This is a genomic window from Caballeronia temeraria (assembly GCF_001544795.2).
GTDB lineage: Bacteria > Pseudomonadota > Gammaproteobacteria > Burkholderiales > Burkholderiaceae > Caballeronia > Caballeronia temeraria.
In genome coordinates this window covers 69,885-88,978 of sequence record NZ_FCOI02000008.1, presented here as the reverse complement: position 1 = coordinate 88,978, position 19,094 = coordinate 69,885, and the positions used below count along the sequence as shown (strand labels likewise).

The window sequence follows — 19,094 nt, the reverse complement described above, 5'->3', positions numbered from 1 at the left end:
CCTTCACGCGCACGCGATCGACACGCGCTCCGGCGCGCTCGCCCGCTCGGCGCAAACGGCATCGACGATATATTGCGCATCGCGCGCCACGCCCGAGAAGCGGCCCGAGCCCCACGTATGCAGCCACGGCAAGCCGACGAAATAAAGCCCCTTCACCGCCGTCACGCCGCGCATGTGCGACGGATATCCGCGCCCGTTGAACACCGGCGCATCGAGCCACGCGAAGTCAGGCGTGAAGCCGATGCACCAGACGATCGACGTGATGCCGCTCGCCTGCAGATCGAGTTCCGCGCGCTCGTCGTCCGGCTGCCAGATCGGCTCGTACGGCGTGGCAGGCGGCGCATCGATGCCGTGCTTCGCGATGAATCCGTCGATGCTCGCGTTGATGCGGTTGTAGGTATCGTCGGCGTCGTCGAGATTCGCGCGCAGGTTGGTCGCGAAACGCAGCTTGCCGTCGCGGAAATCTTCGAGCCGGCCGAACAGCTCCATGCCTTCGAGCGCGAAGCGGCGCAGATCGATATCGCGTCCGCCATCGCGGCCTGTGACGTAATGATTGGTGTTGTCGCGCACGCCTTCACGCAGCGGATGATCGGTCACGGGCATGTCGTAATAGCGCATGTCGGCGAGCCAGTCGACGACATCGCGCCCGCGATGAAAACGCGCGCAACGCGGCGCCTCGCCGACCGCGAGATGCACCTTGCGCCCCGACAGATGCAAATCCTCCGCGATCTGCGCGCCCGACTGACCCGAGCCGACCACGAGCACCGCGCCGGGCGGCAGCGCATCGGCGTTGCGGTATTCCGATGACTGCACTTGCGCGATGCCCGCAGGCAGCCGCTCGGCCATGCGCGGCACGATCGGCGTGTGATAGCCGCCCGACGCGACCACGATCTGATCCGCCGTGAACGCGCCGCGCGTGCTCGTCACGGCATAGCGGCCTTGCGCGTCGCGCGTGACACGCGTGACCGCCGCGCCTTCCAGCACCGGTGCATTCACCTTGGCGATGAACGCATCGAGATAGTCGATGATCTCGTCCTTCTTCATGAAGCCGTGCGGGTCCGCGCCCTGATACGGATGTCCGGGCAGCGCACATTGCCAGTTAGGCGTGACGAGGCAGAACGTGTCCCAGCGCTGCGTGCGCCACGTGTGCGTGACGCTGTGCTTCTCCAGCACGAGATGATCGATGTTCGCCTGTTTCAGGAAGTAGCTCACCGAAAGCCCCGCCTGTCCGCCGCCGATGACGATGACGCTGTAATGCGCGGCCGTATCCTGCGCTGAATCGATGTTCGACATATCCAATCCTTTTCGACAGTTCATCCAATGAGTCAATCGAGCGCGAGCACGGTCACGCGTGCGTCGTGCGCCTCGCTGAATCGCCCCGCATCCTCTTCGATGCGCGCAAGCTGATCGAGCGCGGCCGAGCAGGCGAAACCGTATTTCTCACGCACGCGCTCGGAGCCGATGTTCAGTGCCTCGCGCGAACGCGCGACGAAATCGCCGACGGTATAGCTTTCGCCGGCCGCGAAATACTCGCCGACCACGGTCGAAGGCGAATAGCAGTTCGCCTCGACGCCATCCGGCCAACGAATCAGAAAGTGCATGACGGGCATGGTGTGGCCTCGGTTGCGGGGTTCATCGCGCGCATATGAACGGCTGCTCGTGCAGATTCCATAGCAACGCGGCATCGCCGTCGCGCTTCAACACGACTTCACGCGATGCATCGACTTCGCCGATCACCGCGCTCGCGAGATCGCGCGACGCGAAACGCGCGAGCACTTCATCGACATGTTCGGGACGCACGGACAAGACGAAGCCGAAGCTCGGAAACGCCGCGAGCCAGCGCTCGAAATCGACGCCTTCGGGCCGCGGCACTGCATCGAGATCGATGCGCGCGCCCGCCTTCGAGCATTCGAGCAGCATGAGCGCGGTGCCGAGCGCGCCCGCCATGCTGATGTCCTTCGCGGCATCGCACAGGCCGTCTTCGGCCATCGCGGGCAGCAGTTCGAAGTCGCCGCGCGCACGGCCTTCGGGCGCGCCGACCGATGCATTCCAGAACGGATACGGATCCTCGAAGCGGCCACGCAGATCGACGGCCATCACGAGCGCATCGCCGGGGCGCGCGTCGAAGCTCGTCAAAAGCGTCTTTGCCCGCCCGACGATCGCCACCGCGAGTTGCGCGCCGTCGCTGCGCACGTTGCTGTGTCCGCCGACGATCGGCACGCCATACGCTGCCGATGCCGCCGCCATGCCCGCGAGCACTTCGGCTGCGGCTTGCGCGTCGCCGCTCCACAAGGCATCGACGACGGCGAGCGGACGGCCGCCCATCGCGTAGATGTCGCTCACGTTCACCATCACGCCGCTGTAGCCGGCGAACCAGGGCATCGCGCGCACGAAGTCGCTCACCATGCCTTCGATCGCGAAGAGCAGATAACCGTCGCCATCGGAAATCGCGGCGCAGTCGTCGCCTATCGGCACCGCCTGTGCAGCCTCGGGCAGTCTGGACAGCACGCCCGAGAGATCGCTCTTGTGACGAAAGCCGCGACTTTCGCGCAGACGTTCGACGAGACCAGTCAGCGCATTCACGGCAGCCTCCGCGCCAGCGCGACGAAGCCACTTTGCGGCGTGACGCACGGCGGATACGCATCCAGTTGCGCGCGCATCAGATGATGCGGCCGGCCGAAGAGCGTTTCTTCCTGTTGCGTATCCCAGCGCAGCCGTCTGAAGAGCGGCACGTTCTGCGCCTGCACGTGCGCGAGAAAAGTCTCGCATCCGAGCGCGTGGGCACTCGACACCGCGAGGCGGATCAGCGTCGAACCGATCTTGCCGTGCGAGCGGAACGCCGCATGCACCGCAAGCCGCGAGCCGAGCCATACGCCTGGCTCCGTTTCATGGATGCGCACCGTGCCGACCACCTGCTCCGGCATGCCCGCGACGCAACTCAGCGCGACGAGCAATTGCGCGTGCTCGTCGATCTCGTCGCGATCATCGCCGACGAACACGCCCTGCTCGATGCAGAACACTGCGCGGCGCAGCTTGTACGCTTCATCCGCTTCCCAAGGCAACGTCGCCCACTTGACGCGATATTCGACCGGCGTATAGGCAAGATCGAATGCGTCGCCTTCGATGGCTTCGACGAACATGTCACACCTCGTACGAAGAAAGCGACGAGCACGCGCCGCATTTGCCGCAGCCGGCCTTGATGTCGGCGGAACGCATGCCGGCGTTCGCGAGCATCGCGCCGATGGGTGCCAGTATTGAGCGCATGAACTCGGGCGTGGGCGCGGGATGATCTTCGAGCGGCGTGCCGCTGATCGGCACGAACGGCACGACGAACGGATACACGCCGAGCGCGATGAGTTCGTGTGCCGTATCGACGATGGCCTGCGCGCTATCGCCCAGCCCCGCGAGGATGTACGTGCTCACCTGCCCGCGCCCGAACACCGCGACCGCCGCCTCGAAGGCGTCCATGTAGCGCGCGACCGGCACCGTCGCCTTGCCCGGCATGATGCGTTCGCGCACGGCGGGCGTCACCGCTTCGAGATGCATGCCGAGCGTATCGATGCCGCTTGCCTTCATGCGCTCGAACCAGTTGTCGTCGTCGGGCGGCTCGCATTGCGCCTGAATCGGCAGATCGACGGCCGCCTTGATCGCAAACGCGCTTTCGCAGAGGATCTGCGCGCCGCGATCAGGCGTCGGCGGCGTGCCGGTCGTCAGCACCATATGCTTGACGCCATCGAGCAGCACGGCGGCGCGCGCCACTTCGGCGAGCTGCTCCGGCGTCTTGCGCGCAATCGTGCGGCCGGCCGCAAGCGACTGACCGATCGCGCAGAACTTGCACGACTTGCGGCGGCTTTCGTAACGGATGCACGTTTGCAGCACGGTCGTCGCGAGCACGTCGGCACTGTGCAGCGTGGCGATGTGCGAGTACGGCACGCCGTCGAGCGTCTGCATCGCATAGAAGCGCGGCGCTTTCGGAAAGCTGATGCTCGCGATCGGAATCGCGTTGCGCATGAGCGCGCTCTTGCCGTGCGCATCGGGCTCGCCGGCGACGAACGGCGACTCCCACGCGGTGCTCGTATGCACGGGCACCATGATGGTCACGCCATCGACCGTCACCGCCTTGTGATCCGACGGCCCCGCGCCGCCGCGCCGGCTCGACACGCCCGCGCGCGGATCGACGAGCCGCAGGCCCGTCGATTGAAGCTCAGTCATCAATTGCCGGCTCGATGCCGGCAGGTTCTCGCGGGCGTTCATCGTCGTAGGTGTCCTTGAAAGTAGTGACGGGCGATGCCGGGCGATCGTTGATCGCGAGACTCAGCAACTCGGGCCGCGCGTAGTGACCGACCGAATCCATCATGCGTTTGCGCTTCGTGATCAGCGACATGTCGAGATCGGCGATGACCATGCCTTCGCCTTCGCGCAACGGCTCCGCGAGATGCTGGCCTTCGGGCGACACGATCGCCGTGTTGCAGCCGCCGCGCAGCGCGCGCTGAAGCTTCGGATCGGGCGTGACGGCTTCGATCTGCGCCTCGGTCAGCCAGCCCGTCGCGTTGACGACGAAGCAGCCCGATTCCAGCGCGTGATGGCGGATTGTCACTTCGATCTGCTCCGCGAAGATCGGACCGACCAGCGAGCCGGGGAACTGGCTGCAATGGATCTCTTCGTGCTGCGTCATCAGCGCATAGCGCGCGAGCGGGTTGTAGTGTTCCCAGCACGCGAGCGCGCCGACGCGTCCCACGCCCGTTTCGACGACCTTCAGTCCCGCTGCATCGCCCTGGCCCCAGATCATGCGTTCGTGGAATGTCGGCGTGATCTTGCGGCGCTTGAGCAGCAGCTTGCCGTCGGTATCGAAGATGAGTTGCGTGTTGTACAGGCTGCCGTGATCGCGCTCGTTCACGCCGAGCACGACGACCATGTTCGCGAGCCGTGCGTGTTCGGCCACCGCCTGCGTGACCGGACCGGGCACCACGACCGCTTCCTCGTACAGCTTCATGTGATCCGCGCCCGATGCGACCGGCGCGCGCACGAACGAGAAGTACGGGTAATACGGCACGAAGGTTTCGGGGAACACGATGAGCTGCACGCCCTGCGCGGCAGCCTCGTCGATGGCGGTGCAGACGCGATCGAGCGTGCCGCCCGGACGCTCGAAGTCCGGCGTGATCTGCACGGCGGCAGCGCGCACGATGCGCTTTTTCGAAAGGGCATCGGACATGATCGTCACACGGTCCACGTATGGATGACGAGCGCGTTCTCCTTGCGATGAAGCAGCTGGAGATCGAGCACGTCGAGCGGGTTGATCGGACGAATGCCTTCGATCAGCGAGGCTTCGCCGTGTCCGTACAGCGCCTGCAATGCGAAGCGGCACGCATACACCTTGCCGCCTTCGGCCATGAACTTCTGCAGTTGCTTGTTGAAGTTGAGATGACCGGGGAAGGCTTCGTCGCCGAGCGTCGGGAAGCCGCGTTGCAGACCGAGCGTGACGCCGGGACCGTACAACAGAACCGATGTATCGAAGCCCTTGCGTTGAAGTCGCGTCGCCTGCAGCAGATTCACGAAGCCGATCGAGCCTTCGAACGCAACCGTATGGAACGTGACGAGCGCTTTTTCGCCGGGTTCGGCCTTCACGTCCTCGAAGACCTTCTCTTCGTAGTCGACCAGAAAGTCGCCGTTCTTGTGAAGCGGTTGATTGACTGCGGGCATGGCATTCTCCGATGTGTGGGTTCGCAAATGAGCCGTCGCTATTGATCGCATTCATCGCGACGGCACATGCTCAAACGCAACGGATATGCCAATGATTGGCCCGCGAAATGCAATCACTTTGCAATCAAGCAAAACGAACTTGCATGCGCGAACCGAAAAATTCTTGCGGACGCCCGACCGGAGGGCCTTTTGCCATCACGCGGGAGTGCCGTGCACAAGCGATGCACGCACGAATTCAGCGCAGGAAAGCGTGCGCATGGTGCGCGGCACACCGAAGCCGTGCATCGATGCGATCAATGCAATCAAGTGCGATTAGCGCATGCGATCTCTTTTCTTTTGATTGATTTGACATGCTAAGGTGAATCGAACATTTGCCGAGGACATCGCGGTCATGAATCAGCCGGCGCATCACTGGATCAGGAAGCTCGAAGAGAGCAGAAAGCCCGCGTATCTGACCATTCCCGATCTGATCGAGGAAGACCTTGCGAGCGGGCGATTGCGGCCGCGTGATCGGCTGCCAGGTCTGCGCGATCTCGCCGATCTTCTCAAGCTTAACTACACGACGGTTGCGCGCGCATATGCCGAAGCGCGCAAGCGCGGCCTGCTCGATGCGCGCGCGGGCAGCGGCACATTCGTGCGCGGCAGAACGCAGACCTTGCCGCTCGCGGGCGGCAGCAGTGTCGAGATGTCGATGAACATGCCGCCGGAGCCGCCCGCGCTGGCGGCGCGATTGCGGGCATCGGCGGCGAGTCTGATGGAGCGCGCCGATCCGTTTCAGTTGCTGCGCTATCAGGATTTCGGCGGCACGGCGGCGGATCGCGCGGCGGGGCGCGAGTGGCTCAGAGCGCGCATTCCGGATTGCGATGCCGATACCGTGCTCGTCTGTCCCGGCATTCACGGAGCGCTCGTCGCGCTGGTGTCGCAGCTTGCGCGGCCGGGTGAAATGATCTGTCTGGATTCGCTGGCTTATCCGGGTATCAAGGCGATCGCATCGCAACTGGGCGTGCGCTTGCAGGCTCTGGCGCGCGACGACGAAGGGCCGCTGCCGCATGCGTTCGAGGCGTTGTGCAAAACGGAGAAGCCCGGCGGATTCTATTGCAATCCGACGTTGCAGAATCCGAGCACCTTGACGTTGACGCGGCAGCGGCGCGAAGCGCTTGCGGATGTGGCGTTGCGCTACAACGTGCCGATCATCGAGGACGAGCCTTATGGCATGTTGCCCTTCGATGCGCCCGCCACGCTCGCGGAACTCGCGCCCGAACTCACGTATCACGTGACCGGTTTATCGAAGACGCTGGGTGCGGGGCTGCGTGTCGCGTATCTGAAGGCGCCGACGCCGAGACAGACGCAACGCATCGCGGGAGCGTTACGTGCGACGACGGTCATGCCGAGTCCGTTCACCGTGCTGCTCGCGACACAATGGATCAACGACGGCACCGCGGCGGACGTGCTCGACGCCATTCGCGATGAAGCGGCCGCCCGACAGGCGATCGCGTCGGCGGAGCTTCGAGGCCTCGCATTCGATGCAGACCCGCAAGGCTTTCATCTTTGGTTGCCCGTGCCGTCGATGTGCGACTGGAGTGCGCCGGAACTGGCGCTGCAATTGCGCAATCAAGGCATCGGCGCGGTGGCCGGCGCCGCATTTTCCACCGACGGCAATCCGCCGAACGCGCTGCGTTTGTGTCTCGGCGGCCCTCAGGATCGCGAGGATTGCCGCGAGGCGTTGAGGCGCGTGGCGGATATGATGGCCGATCCGCATCATCTGCATATGCCGATGCTCTGATGCGCACAAAAAATAAGCCAACCCGTACGGGTTGGCTTGTTACTTGTTACTCGACCTGTCGCTGCCGGTATCAGAACTGGTTCATCGTGTTGTCCTTACCCGCTGCCTTCAGCGCCGCTTCGCCGCTGAAATACTCCTTGTGGTCGTCGCCGATGTCCGAACCCGACATGTTCTGATGCTTCACGCAGGCGATGCCCTGACGAATCTCCTTGCGCTGCACGCCCGCCACATAGCCCAGCATGCCCTGGTCGCCGAAATATTCCTTCGCCAGATTGTCGGTCGACAACGCAGCCGTGTGATACGTCGGCAGCGTGATCAGGTGATGGAAGATGCCCGCTTCGCGCGACGCATCGGCCTGGAACGTCCGGATCTTTTCGTCCGCGAGCTTCGCCAGTTCGGTCTGATCGTACTCGACGCTCATCAACTGGGCGCGATCGTATGCGGACACATCCTTGCCCTCGGCCTTCAGCGCGTCATACGCCTGCTGGCGGAAATTCAGCGTCCAGTTGAACGACGGGCTGTTGTTGTACACCAGCTTCGCGTTCGGGATGACCTTGCGAATCTCGCTGACCATGCCGCCGATCTGGGCGATGTGCGGCTTTTCCGTTTCGATCCACAGCAGGTCGGCGCCGTTCTGCAGCGCGGTGACGCAATCCAGCACGCAGCGCGCTTCGCCCGAGCCGGCGCGGAACTGGAACAGGTTGCTCGGCAGACGCTTCGGACGCAGCAGCTTGCCGTCGCGCTTGATGATGACGTCGCCATTGCCCAGCTGGTCGGCCGACAGCTCTTCGCAATCGAGGAAAGCGTTGTATTGGTCGCCCAGGTCGCCCGGCGTGCTGGTCACGGCGATCTGCTTGGTGAGACCCGCGCCCAGCGAATCGGTACGCGCCACGATGATGCCGTCGTCCACGCCCAGTTCGAGGAACGCGTAGCGGATCGCGCGGATCTTGGCGAGGAAGTCTTCGTGCGGCACGGTGACTTTGCCGTCCTGGTGGCCGCACTGCTTTTCGTCGGACACCTGGTTTTCGATCTGAATGCAGCATGCGCCCGCTTCGATGAACTGCTTGGCCAGCAGATAGGTGGCTTCCGCGTTGCCGAAGCCCGCATCGATGTCGGCGATGATCGGCACGACGTGCGTGACGTGGTTGTCGATCTTTTCCTGAATGGCGGCCTTGGCGGCGCCTTCGGCTGCGTCGAGCTGGCGGAACAGGCCGCCCAGTTCACGGGCATCGGCCTGGCGCAGGAAGGTGTACAGCTCGCGGATCAGCGCGCTGACGGAGGTCTTTTCGTGCATCGACTGGTCCGGCAGCGGGCCGAACTCGGAGCGCAGCGCAGCCACCATCCAGCCGGAAAGATAGAGGTAACGGCGGTCGGTGCTGTTGAAGTGCTTCTTGATGGAGATCATCTTCTGCTGACCGATGAAGCCGTGCCAGCAGCCCAGCGACTGCGTGTACTTGGCCGGGTCGGCATCGTAGGCGGCCATGTCGGCGCGCATGATCTTCGCCGTGTACTTGGCGATGTCCAGACCCGTCTTGAACTTGTTCTGGGCGCGCATGCGGGCGGCGTATTCGGGGTTGATCGCATTCCAGGCGCTGCCGTGATTCTCTTTCAAACCAGCAACTGCCTTGATGTCGTCTTGGTATTGGGCCATGTGTATCTCCTGAGAGCTAAACGGGTTTGATCGAATGGTTCAGCGTGTCGCTGCGTCTGTCGAAGCGCACTGCATGACTAAATGGTAGCGCCGTTTCGTCGCTTTGCGCGAAGTCTTATATAAGACATAAGACCAAATTTATGCTTATTTTTCAATGAGATAGGTAGCGCATTTTGCGATGCAAAACACGCTTTCAAGCGGCAAAAAGCGAGCGCGGCGGAAATCCGATGCGAATCCCGCAATGTGAAACGAGTTTTCGGGTTGTTGAAGGCAGGCAGCGGACCGGATACGGCTGCGAGTCATGGCGATGCGCAACCGCCGCTATCGGCGAATTCATCGGCAAAGGGACTTCCCTCGTGGCAGGACGGCGCCGCGCGCGCCGCCATTCTCAAGTTCGTATCCGATGTGACGCGTGAGGGTGCGTCGAGCTGCGTGCCTCCCGACGCACGCATCGCCGTCTTCGACGACGACGGCACGCTATGGAGCGAGCAACCGGTGCCATTCCAGTTGCTGTTCATGATCGCCCACCGACTGATCGTGCGGCGCGCTCGGGACCTTGTGGACGAACACGCTCGATCGATCGTTCTTGTCCGTCTTTTCGAGGACCAGATCGGTGAACGTGCCGCCGACGTCGACTCCTATTCTTGCCATGGCCATTTCCTCACTGAAGCTGATGAATCGCCGCCGCTCCGGCCGGGTCCGATCGAAGCCATAGCGCACGTGATCGCGTATTCGACATGAATTCAAACGGCTCGGCTCTGCTCCATCCGATGTCCGTTTTGAACCCACAAAAGCAAAAAACCCCGTGTCCGGATGAACACGGGGTTTCGAATTCACGCGGCAGGTGCCGCGCCTGACAACAGCATCAGAAGGACTTGCGAACCTTCAGCGAAACGGTCTGGTTCGTGAACTTCGAGCGCGCCTGCACGTCGTAGCGGCCGACCACTTCCCAGCCCTTGGCGCCGTGATACGCCACGCCAGCGCCGCCTCGCGCCACCAGATGCGATGGGCTCACACCTTCGGTGGCGAAAGCCGGACCGCCGCCGGTGAACGACGAAACGATCACCGCGTTCTTCGCGAGTGCGTCATAGCCGAGGCCCGCGTTCGCCGTCAGCGAGAACGCCTCCGACACCGAATACAGCAGCTTGGCGTCGCCGCCCAGCACGAGTTCCTGTGCGCGTTGGCTATCCACGTTCAGGTTCAGCGCGCCAGCACCGGTTTCGGTATAGGCGTTGTTCGTGACCGTCGTGTAGTCGAGGCGCAGCGAAGGCGTCAGGCTGACCGCCGAGCTGAGATCGAAGATATGGCCGATACCCGCGCCGACATGTGCGTTCCAGCCGCCATAGCTGCTCGACGCCGTGGTGTCGCCGCCCGCGAACGTGATCGTGCGGCTGCCGTTCGTGCTGTTGTAACCGACGCCGGCCTGCCAGCTGATATCGGTGCGCGGTTCGAGACTGTGGCTGCCGTACACGATCGCCTGATACGAATCGGTCCGTGCCGACTGCGGCGCGGCGCTGTCGCTGCTGGTCTGGTTCAGGTGCGCATAGGCAAATGCGCCGCCGACACGGTCACGCGCCGACACCGAACCGTCGCCACCCACCACCACACCCGCCGTCGACGAGGTAAAGCCCGCCGCGCCGTTGTCGTCGTCCTGATGCGCCCACGAGCCGAACGGCTTGAACCACAGATGCCGGTCGGCCGCGTAGGCATCGCCGGCGGACAGGCCGCGGCTTTCTTCCTGACGCGCCTGCACCACGCGGCTCACGTCGTTCATCGTGCTCGTCACGCCCGCGGCGGTCGCGCCCGTCAGCACCGGCAGCGTCTGCTTGACTGCATCGGAGACCTGACGGCTCGTCGTCATGCTGCCCAGCGCGCCGAGAATCTGGTTCATCGCGCCCGATGCGCCATTCGCGAGGAGGTAGTCGAACACGCGCGCCGCGCCGCCGCCGGCGAAGTTGCTGTTCGCGTTCGTCTGCTGAAGCACCGTCTGCGCGTTGATCACGTTCAGGTCGACGTTGTTGCCATCCACGACACCCTTGAAGTTGAACAGCACGCTGTTGTCGGTCACGTTGAACGTCGATGCATTCAGCGAATCCGCCGCGATCACGCCCTTCAGCACGCCGTTCGGAACGAGCGTCGCGTTGCCCGCGACATCGACGTCGATGTTCGTGTTCGCCGCGAGATTCGCCGTGCCGTTCACGGTGAGACGGCTATACGTGCCCGGACCCGACGCCTGCATGGCATACGTACCGCCCGCAGCCTGCGTGTAGTCGCCGTGCACCGTCACCGGCGTCGCCGAGCGCACGGCGAACGTGCCCGCGTTGTTCACGCCGTGCGTTGCCGTCAGATCGTGCTGGTCGATGAGGCTCGCGCCCGAGGCGATGTTGATCGCGCCGACATCGAACGTGCTTGCCGTGCCGAAGCTGCCGTTCACGTTGACGGTCGACGATGCCGTGCCCGTCACCGCGCCTGTCACCTGCGACGACGCGCCGTTCAGGTTCAGCGTGCCCGCGCCCAGTTGCACGGCGCCCGCGAGCGAACCGGAGTTATCGATCGTCACCGGCGTCTTCGCCTTCGAGAGATCGATCGCCGTCGCGCCGCTGATCGTGCCGCTGTTGTCGATCGTGCCGGCGAGCGTGGCATCGACCACGCTGACGCCGGCTGCGTTCGCTGCGTTGCCGATCGTGCCGCTGTTGACGAGACCGCCGAGCGTCGCGCCGTTCGTCAGCGCAACCGGCCCGGCGATCGTGCCGGTGTTCTGCAGCGTGCCCGTGACCGTCGATGCATCCACGAACACGCCGGCGATCGCGCCGCTGTTCGTGATCGAACCGCCGATCTTCGCGCCCTGCTGCACGGCGAGTCCCGACGCGCCGATAAAGCCGCCGTTCTGCACATTGCCCTGCACCGTCGATGCGTCGAGCGTCACGCCGCCGATCGAGCCGCTGTTCGCGAGACTGCCGAGCGTCGCGCCGTTCGTCAGCGCGACCGATCCGTCGATCTTGCCGGTGTTGCGCAGCGCGCCCGCCACCGTCGATGCATCGACGGAGAGGCCGGCGAGTTCGCCGCCGTTCGTGATCGAGCCGCCGATCTTCGCGCCTTGCTGCAAGACGAGCCCCGATGCGCCGATCGTGCCGGTGTTCTGCACATTGCCCTGCACGGCCGAAGCGTCGAGCGTCACGCCGTGGATCGAGCCGCTGTTCGCGAGGTCGCCGCCGATTGTCGAGCCGCCGGTCAGCAGGACGCCCGTCGCGCCATCGATGGAACCGGAATTGACGAGCGAGCCGTTCGCGGCCGAGCCAGCCAGCACGACGCCCGCGCCTTGCGTTCCGCCGCTCACGGCGCCGCTGTTGACGATGTCGCCGCCGATCGTGGTTCCCGCCACGAGATACAGACCAGCGCCCGGCGCCGTCAGGTTGCCGCTGTTGTTCAGCGAGCCGGCTACGGTCGTATCGGCGATGCCGATGCCGAACATCGAGCCGGTGATCGCGCCTGCATTGGCGATGTCCCCGCCGATATGCGAACCGCCGATCGCGATGCCCAGGCCGCCCGTGCCGGTGATCGTGCCGCCGGCCTGGTTGGTCAGCGAGCCGCCCGTCGACGTGTCGTTCAGATAGATGCCATACGTGCCCGACAGCGTGCCCGCGTTATCGATGCCGTTCGCCACAGTCGCATTGTTCGCGCGGATCGCACTGCCGCCCGTCGCGATGATCTTGCCGCCCGCGCCGTTGGCGATCGAGCCGACATGCGCCGAGCCTTCGCCGCCGTCGAGCATGATCGCCGAGCCGCCGGTGGCCTTGATCGTGCCGCTGTTCGCGATCTGACCGCCGATCGACGCGCCGCTCGCGAGAATCGCGCTGCCTTGCGTCGCGGTGATCGTGCCGCTGTTGGTGAGGTTGCCGGTGACGGTCGCGTCGTACAGCGCGATGCCTTGCTGGCCCGCGATCGCGCCGCTGTTGACGACGTTGCCGTGGACCGTGCTCGCCGGATCGATCACGAGCCCCGCGAAGCCGCCGTTCAGATGACCGGCGTTGTTGATGTCGCCCGTCACGCTGCTGCCGAAGCCGATCTGCACGGCCGTCTGCGCGCCGGAGATCGTGCCCGTCGATGCGTTGCTGATGCCGCCCGCGGCGATCGTGGCGCCGTCGAGACGCACGCCGTCGCCCGTCGAACCGGCGATCGAGCCCGCGTTGGACAGACCGCGCGTAATCGTCACGTTGCTCAACGCGACGCCGTCGGTCGCACCCTGAATCGTGCCGCCCGACAGGTTGGCGATCGCGCCGGCCGAGCCGTTGCCTTCGCCGCCGTCGATCGCGATGCCGCGCGCATTGGTGGACACGATCGTGCCGCTGTTGCTGATCGTGCCCGCGAGCGTCGAACCGGACACAGAGAGCGCGTCGCCCGTCGTGCCTTTGATGGTGCCGCTGTTGGTCACGTTGCCCGACACGTTCGCGTAGATCAGCGCGATGCCGTTCGTGCCGCCCGTCAGCATGCCCGCGTTGGTCACGCCGCCGAGGGCGCTGCCGGCCACCAGCAGGCCGGTCGTCGTGCCCGTCACGGAGCCGTTGTTGTTGAACTTGCCGCTGACCGTGGAACCGCCGTCGATGTCGACGCCGATGGCCGCGCCGGTGATCGTGCCGGTCGAGGCGTTGTTGATGTTGCCGCTCACCGCAGCCGATTCGAAGACGAGGCCGCCGTTGACGGCGCCCTGGTTCGACACGTCGCCGTTGACCGCCGCGCCGCCGACGAGCACGCCTGCAAACGAACCATTGAGCTGGCCGCCCACGCCATTCTGGATGCCGCCGTTCACCGTCGAGCCGCCGACGACCACGATCGCCGCGCCATTCGCATTCAGGCCCGTTGCCGTGATCGTGCCCGTGTTCGTGATGCCGCCGTTCACCGTCGAGCCGTATTCGACGACGACGCCCGCCGAGCTGCCTTCGCCGCCGTCGAGCGTGGCGTCGATGATGCCGCTGTTGCTCACGCCGCCGCTGACCGTCGAGCCGTTGCGCACGACGATGCCGGCGCTCGCAAACGAGTCCTGCTGCGCGGCGAAAATGGCGCCGGTGTTGCTGATGCCGCCGGCGACCGCCGAACCGTTGTTCACGTCGATGCCGTCGAACTCCGCGCTGATCGTGCCGCTGTTCGTGATGCCGCCTGCGAGGACCTTGCTGCCGGAGCCTTCGCCACCATCGAGGTTGTTCAGGACGATGCCGTTATCGGCTGTGATCTGGCCGCTGTTCGAAATGCCGGCGCCCACGGTCGAGTTCGTCACGAGCACGCCGGTGCCGCCCTGCGCGATGATCGAACCGGAGATCGTGTTGGAAATGGAACCCGTGACCGAACTCGCGGACTGCACGTTGATGCCGGCCTGATTCCCCTCGCCGCCGTCGAGCGACAGCGTATTGATCGCGATCGACGACGTGTTGATGAGGTTGCCGCCGACGCTCGACCCATTGGCGACGTCGATGCCGCTGCCGTTCTGGCCCACGGAGATCGAGCCCGTGTTGGTCAGGTTGCCGGTGAGGTGACTGGTGTTGTAGAGACCGATGCCATCGGCGTCATTGCTGTTGATGGTGCCGCTATTCGAAACCGACGCGGCCGACGCGCCGTTCGCCAGTTCGATGCCCGGACCATACGTTGTCGTCAGCGTGCCCTGGTTCGTGACGTTGGTCCGCACCGACGACTGATCGACGAGAATGGCCGCGTCGTTGGACGTGATCGTCGCGTTCGGGCTGTTGGTGATCGAGCCGACTTGCGAATTGCCTGTCACGCTGATGCCGTTCTCCGCGCCCTGCAGCGTGTTCGAGTTCGTGATGCTGCCCGTGACCGTGCTGCCGTCGACGTGAATCGCATCCCCGCCGGCGACGATGCTCCCGACCATCATGAAGGGCACGATGCCGCCGTATCCGGCTTCGATCGAACCGGTATTGGTGATCGATCCGGTGATCGTGCTGCCCGATACGTTGATGCCGCTGAAATCGCCGTTGATCGTGCCGCTGTTCTTCAGCGATCCGGTGATCGTGCTGTCCGACACTTCGATGCCGTATTCGGCGTTGATCGTTCCGCTGTTGGTCACGCCCGAACCGATCTGGCTGCCGTTCAGCACGGCGATGCCGTTGAGGCCCGTCGAGATCGAACCGGAGTTCGAGACAGCGCCGGTTACGGTGCTGTCGTTGATCGTCACGCCCGTTCCGCCGGTCGTGTTAATCGTGCCGTAGTTCGTCACGCTGCCGTTCACCTGGCTGCCGTTGGACACGGTGATGCCGTCGCCTTGCAGTCCCGGATACGATTCGTATTCCTGACCATCATAGTACGTGTACGTAACGGACTGGCTCTGCAACGTGCCGCCGTTGGTGACGGATCCGGTCGTCGAGCCATTGACCAGCATGCCGGTACCCGAAGCCGTGATGGAGTCCGAGTTGTAGATGCCGCCGTTCACCGTGGAGTTGCCGTCCAGCACGATGCCGTTGCCCACCGGCGCGCCGTTGTAGGCCGAGATGCCGTTGCCCGCCACGATGATGCCGTCGTTCGACACCGAGCCAGCCGAGCCGCCGCTCACGTGAATGGCGTCGAGCCCCGTGGTGATCGTCGGAACCGGCGCGCCGATGTTCGCGTACACGTTGCTTACCGCGCCGCTCACGGTGCCGTTGACGAGGATGCCGTCGCCCGAGGCGCTGGAGAGGGAACCGTTATTCGTGACGCTCGAAGCCGTCGTCGTCGGCGAAACCGAGACGGCGGGTGTGCCGTCGGACGTCGTGACGCTTGCACCCTGGTCGACCACGAAATCGTCGCCGTTCGAAACCGAGCACGTGCCGCTCTGGCTGCCCGTTACTGGCGACGCACAATCCGCGACGGCGGCAGTCGACGCCATTGTCAGGCACGCGACCGAGACGAGAATGGCGATATTTTTCCTACGAAACTCAAATTCTTTTTTCATTGAAGGCTTTTTAATTGCTTTTCGGAGCGTGCACGAAACGTCGCGACGCGGGTGTGCCACGCGTCGAAAGGGATGCGGCTTCGGGATCGTGAAATGACGGAAATGGATTACGGCGAGCGCCGATTGCACGTCGGATCGTGCATTCAGCGGGATACGGCGATTTCCTGATTTAACTGTATGTTCTTCTTCGTGCTTCTCCGTTCTGGAAATACGACACGCTGCGTTCTCGTGGCACGATCGCTCGCGCTGAGCGCGCGCTACGCATCGTAATCAATCGCTGGACACGTTCCGCTCATTAACGGTGCGCTTAAAGTATTCTTAAGTGACTTTGAGACCTATTTCGCGCTATAACTTGCCGTTACCTCTAAATCGGAATTTTTTGCTGTACCGGCAGTAAGTATTTAATCGCATCGGCGCGCAAACCCATGCTCCGATTTGACCCGTTGTTTCACTTCTATTCGCGTCGTTGATGTATTCGAATCGATCGCTTCACCGGCTGACTATCCGCCTCGTTTTACTGAGTGCCGGCATCGTTGCCGGCTGCGCTGCGCCGTCTCCTCAGACGCGCCTTGACGACGCGCGCGCCCTCGCCGCGCGCTCCGGATGGGAGGCCGTCGAGTTTCCCGGGCGTCGCTTCACGTTATCGGGCTTCGTGCCGGCGGGCACGCCAACGCAAACGAAAATCGCCACGGTGTATTTCGAAGGCGATGGCGCGGCCTGGCAGTCGCCGGATACGCCGTCCGACGATCCCACGCCGATCCATCCGGTCGCGCTCGAACTCGCGCTTGCGCAGCCCGGCGGCACGGCCGCTTACGTAGCGCGACCCTGCCAGTTCCGCTCGCAGACCGCGCAGCCGTGCGATCAGCGGTACTGGACCAACGCGCGTTATGCGCCGGAAGTCGTCGAGGACATGGACCACGCCGTCGACATGATCGAGCGCCGCATGGGCGCATCGCAAGTGGTGCTCGTGGGCTATTCGGGCGGCGGTGCGCTCGCGGCGCTCGTGGCCGCGCGCCGCCATGACGTCGCACTGCTCGTCACCGTTGCTGCGAACACGGACGTCGCCGCGTGGACGCGCATCGAGCGCTTGCGTCCATTGAATGGATCGCTCGATCCCGCCGACTTCACCGCTTCATTGATAGCGGTGCCGCAGGTTCACTTCGTCGGTACGGACGACGAAGTGGTGCCGCCTTCGGTCGCGCGTGCGTTCGCCGCGCATTTTCCGGCTTCCGCGCCGTTACGCACGATCGAGATCGATGGATTCGATCACGCATGCTGCTGGGTGCAGCGCTGGCCCACGCTGATCGCGCCGTTGTTGCCGCGCTGACCAGGACAGCGTCATTCATGCGACGAGGCTCATGAACTCCTCGAACTTGCCGGTGCGGCCGAGCGGGATGCGCTGCGCGTAGTAAGCGAACGTCAACCGGAACGGATGCTCCAGCGCCTCGAGAATGATGTCGCCGAGTTCGTGTTCCTGCGCACGCGTGAGCGGCGCGCAGACGAGCCGCACTTCGATCGTCTCCGGTGTAGTCTGCACGATCTGATACTGCTCGATCGGCGCCACTTCGCGATACCGGTGCGCGTTGAGGCTCGGCCAGCGACGCGTGCCGTCGATCACGATCATGTTGCGCTTACGTCCCATGATGCGTCTGAGTGTAGGCAGGCCGCGCGGTCCACGGCCCGGCGCGCCCGGTTGCGCGTAGTCGCCGGTTTCATAACGCACGAGCGGCATGGCGTAGTTGTGCAGGTCCGTGACGATCACGCGGCCGGTCTGACCTTCCGCGCAAGGTTCGCCCGCATCATCGAGCACTTCGACGATGTAGTTCTCCGCCATGACGTGATAAAGCTCGTCCGATGCTGCCTGTATCGCGATGGTCCCAAACTCCTGCGAGCTGTAGGTATCGGCAATCGGCACGCCGAGGACAGCATGCACGCGCTCGCGCAACGCATCGGTCACGGTCTCGCCGATCGTGCGTATTTGCGCGAGACCATCGAGTCCGTGGCCGCGCGTTTCCCACCGGTCCAGCAGTTCCGACAGATTGGTCGGATACGTCAGCAGATAGCGCGGCTCGATGCTGTCGAGCCACGCGATCTGATCGTCGATGGGACGGTTGCTCGCCAGGGCGAACGCCGGTCCGGTGCGATAGAGCAGATTGAGCGGCGCGCCCCAGTCATCCACCCGCGCGCCTTCGGACGGCAAATCCGCGCGGATCGCCGCAAAACGCGCGCTCAGGTCGCGCTGCTGCCAGCGGTGTTCGCGCACCGTGAACGCATTCCAGAACAGTTGCGTGATGCCCGTTCGCTTGACGATGACAGGCTGGCCGAGCGATCCCGATGTGCCGGTCTCGTGCACCGGGCCGTGCGATTCCGGCACCTGTGCGCAGGCCAGTGTCGCACCGTTCGCCTGCACTTCCTGCCGCGTCATGACCGGCAGCGCGCGTAGCGAATCGGGGTGGCACAGATCGTCGGCGTTCAGACCGGAACGCTTCAATCGCTCGAGAAAATATCCGGACTGCTGGCTCGCATGACGCGCGAGCGCCTGGAGTTGACGCCCTTGCGCGGCGGCGAATTCATCGTCGTTCAGCGAAGGCGTACGATCGAGTTCGGTCAGCAGCGCAAAGAGCGATGCGGCGTCGCGTGTCAGGACCGGCGGCCAATCGATGTCGGTCACCGAACTACGGGGCGAAAGGGAACGCAGAGCATCGGGCATGGTCATCAGGTCGTGCACCGTTTTACAGGAAGAGGTACTTGCGTACATCGCCAGTCTAACGCCTGAACGGTCTTTGTCCTGAGATTCATCAGCGCGCTGTTCGCGAGCGTGGCGACTCCTGATTGGTTACTTCGGATGCCGAATGATAACTGTCCTTTATTCCACGAATGAATCAGACGCGAACGTTGAAGCGTCGTCGCGAGCGACCACGCCGCCGCGTGCAGGAGATCCAAGGCCAACAGCGCGAGTTCTGCTTCGGAGCGGCGGATTGCTTCAACGTTTCGATCGTGGACATGAGCGTGTGATGGGCAGA

The 19,094-nt window shown here is 64.1% G+C and carries 13 protein-coding genes; 2 read left to right on the top strand and 11 right to left on the bottom strand.

The window, feature by feature from the left end; all coding sequences use genetic code 11:
• Positions 1 to 3: 3 nt before the first annotated feature.
• From AWB76_RS14050 to AWB76_RS14020, 7 genes are read right to left on the bottom strand one after another with little or no spacing between them, the layout of a single operon-like run.
• Positions 4 to 1,293, bottom strand: a complete 1,290-nt coding sequence (locus AWB76_RS14050) for an MSMEG_0569 family flavin-dependent oxidoreductase (RefSeq protein WP_061160733.1) — start codon at positions 1,291 to 1,293, stop codon at positions 4 to 6.
• A 32-nt stretch (positions 1,294 to 1,325) separates the two neighbouring features.
• Positions 1,326 to 1,610 (bottom strand): MSMEG_0570 family nitrogen starvation response protein, encoded by a 285-nt coding sequence (locus AWB76_RS14045; protein ID WP_061160732.1) that lies wholly within the window; start codon positions 1,608 to 1,610, stop codon positions 1,326 to 1,328.
• A 22-nt stretch (positions 1,611 to 1,632) separates the two neighbouring features.
• Complete coding sequence (locus AWB76_RS14040; protein ID WP_061160731.1) at positions 1,633 to 2,583, bottom strand: sll0787 family AIR synthase-like protein; 951 nt, start codon at positions 2,581 to 2,583, stop codon at positions 1,633 to 1,635.
• Positions 2,580 to 3,140, bottom strand: coding sequence for an MSMEG_0567/Sll0786 family nitrogen starvation N-acetyltransferase (locus AWB76_RS14035; RefSeq protein ID WP_061160730.1), 561 nt, complete (start codon positions 3,138 to 3,140; stop codon positions 2,580 to 2,582). The genes AWB76_RS14040 and AWB76_RS14035 overlap by 4 nt, the downstream gene beginning before the upstream one ends.
• 1 nt (position 3,141) lies before the next feature.
• Complete coding sequence (locus tag AWB76_RS14030) at positions 3,142 to 4,212, bottom strand: MSMEG_0568 family radical SAM protein (protein ID WP_061160729.1); 1,071 nt, start codon at positions 4,210 to 4,212, stop codon at positions 3,142 to 3,144.
• Positions 4,205 to 5,212: a Nit6803 family nitrilase gene (locus tag AWB76_RS14025; protein ID WP_061160885.1), complete on the bottom strand. Its 1,008-nt coding sequence runs from the start codon at positions 5,210 to 5,212 to the stop codon at positions 4,205 to 4,207. The genes AWB76_RS14030 and AWB76_RS14025 overlap by 8 nt, the downstream gene beginning before the upstream one ends.
• 5 nt (positions 5,213 to 5,217) lie before the next feature.
• Positions 5,218 to 5,700, bottom strand: coding sequence for an MSMEG_0572/Sll0783 family nitrogen starvation response protein (locus tag AWB76_RS14020; RefSeq protein ID WP_061119141.1), 483 nt, complete (start codon positions 5,698 to 5,700; stop codon positions 5,218 to 5,220).
• A gap of 391 nt (positions 5,701 to 6,091) precedes the next feature.
• Between AWB76_RS14020 and AWB76_RS14015 the strand changes: the two genes are divergently transcribed.
• Entirely contained in the window at positions 6,092 to 7,483 is a 1,392-nt protein-coding gene (locus AWB76_RS14015) for an aminotransferase-like domain-containing protein (RefSeq protein ID WP_061160728.1), read from the top strand.
• A 70-nt stretch (positions 7,484 to 7,553) separates the two neighbouring features.
• Here AWB76_RS14015 and AWB76_RS14010 read toward each other — a convergent pair whose 3' ends face one another.
• The 3 genes from AWB76_RS14010 to AWB76_RS14000 form a co-directional block, all read right to left on the bottom strand.
• Complete coding sequence (locus AWB76_RS14010) at positions 7,554 to 9,134, bottom strand: isocitrate lyase (RefSeq protein ID WP_061160727.1); 1,581 nt, start codon at positions 9,132 to 9,134, stop codon at positions 7,554 to 7,556.
• Positions 9,135 to 9,611: 477 nt separating this feature from the next.
• Positions 9,612 to 9,785 carry a hydantoinase/oxoprolinase N-terminal domain-containing protein gene (locus tag AWB76_RS39160; protein WP_244173363.1) on the bottom strand — a complete coding sequence of 58 codons (174 nt, stop codon included), beginning with the start codon at positions 9,783 to 9,785 and terminating at the stop codon, positions 9,612 to 9,614.
• A gap of 214 nt (positions 9,786 to 9,999) precedes the next feature.
• Positions 10,000 to 16,071 (bottom strand): hypothetical protein, encoded by a 6,072-nt coding sequence (locus AWB76_RS14000; RefSeq protein ID WP_157696124.1) that lies wholly within the window; start codon positions 16,069 to 16,071, stop codon positions 10,000 to 10,002.
• Positions 16,072 to 16,540: 469 nt separating this feature from the next.
• On the opposite strand from AWB76_RS14000, the gene AWB76_RS13995 reads away from it, so the two are divergent.
• Positions 16,541 to 17,398, top strand: coding sequence for an alpha/beta hydrolase (locus tag AWB76_RS13995; RefSeq protein WP_061160724.1), 858 nt, complete (start codon positions 16,541 to 16,543; stop codon positions 17,396 to 17,398).
• Between the two features lie 15 nt (positions 17,399 to 17,413).
• Here the strand turns inward: AWB76_RS13995 and AWB76_RS13990 are convergent, their stop codons facing one another.
• Positions 17,414 to 18,742 (bottom strand): phenylacetate--CoA ligase family protein, encoded by a 1,329-nt coding sequence (locus AWB76_RS13990; RefSeq protein ID WP_061160723.1) that lies wholly within the window; start codon positions 18,740 to 18,742, stop codon positions 17,414 to 17,416.
• Positions 18,743 to 19,094: the final 352 nt, after the last annotated feature.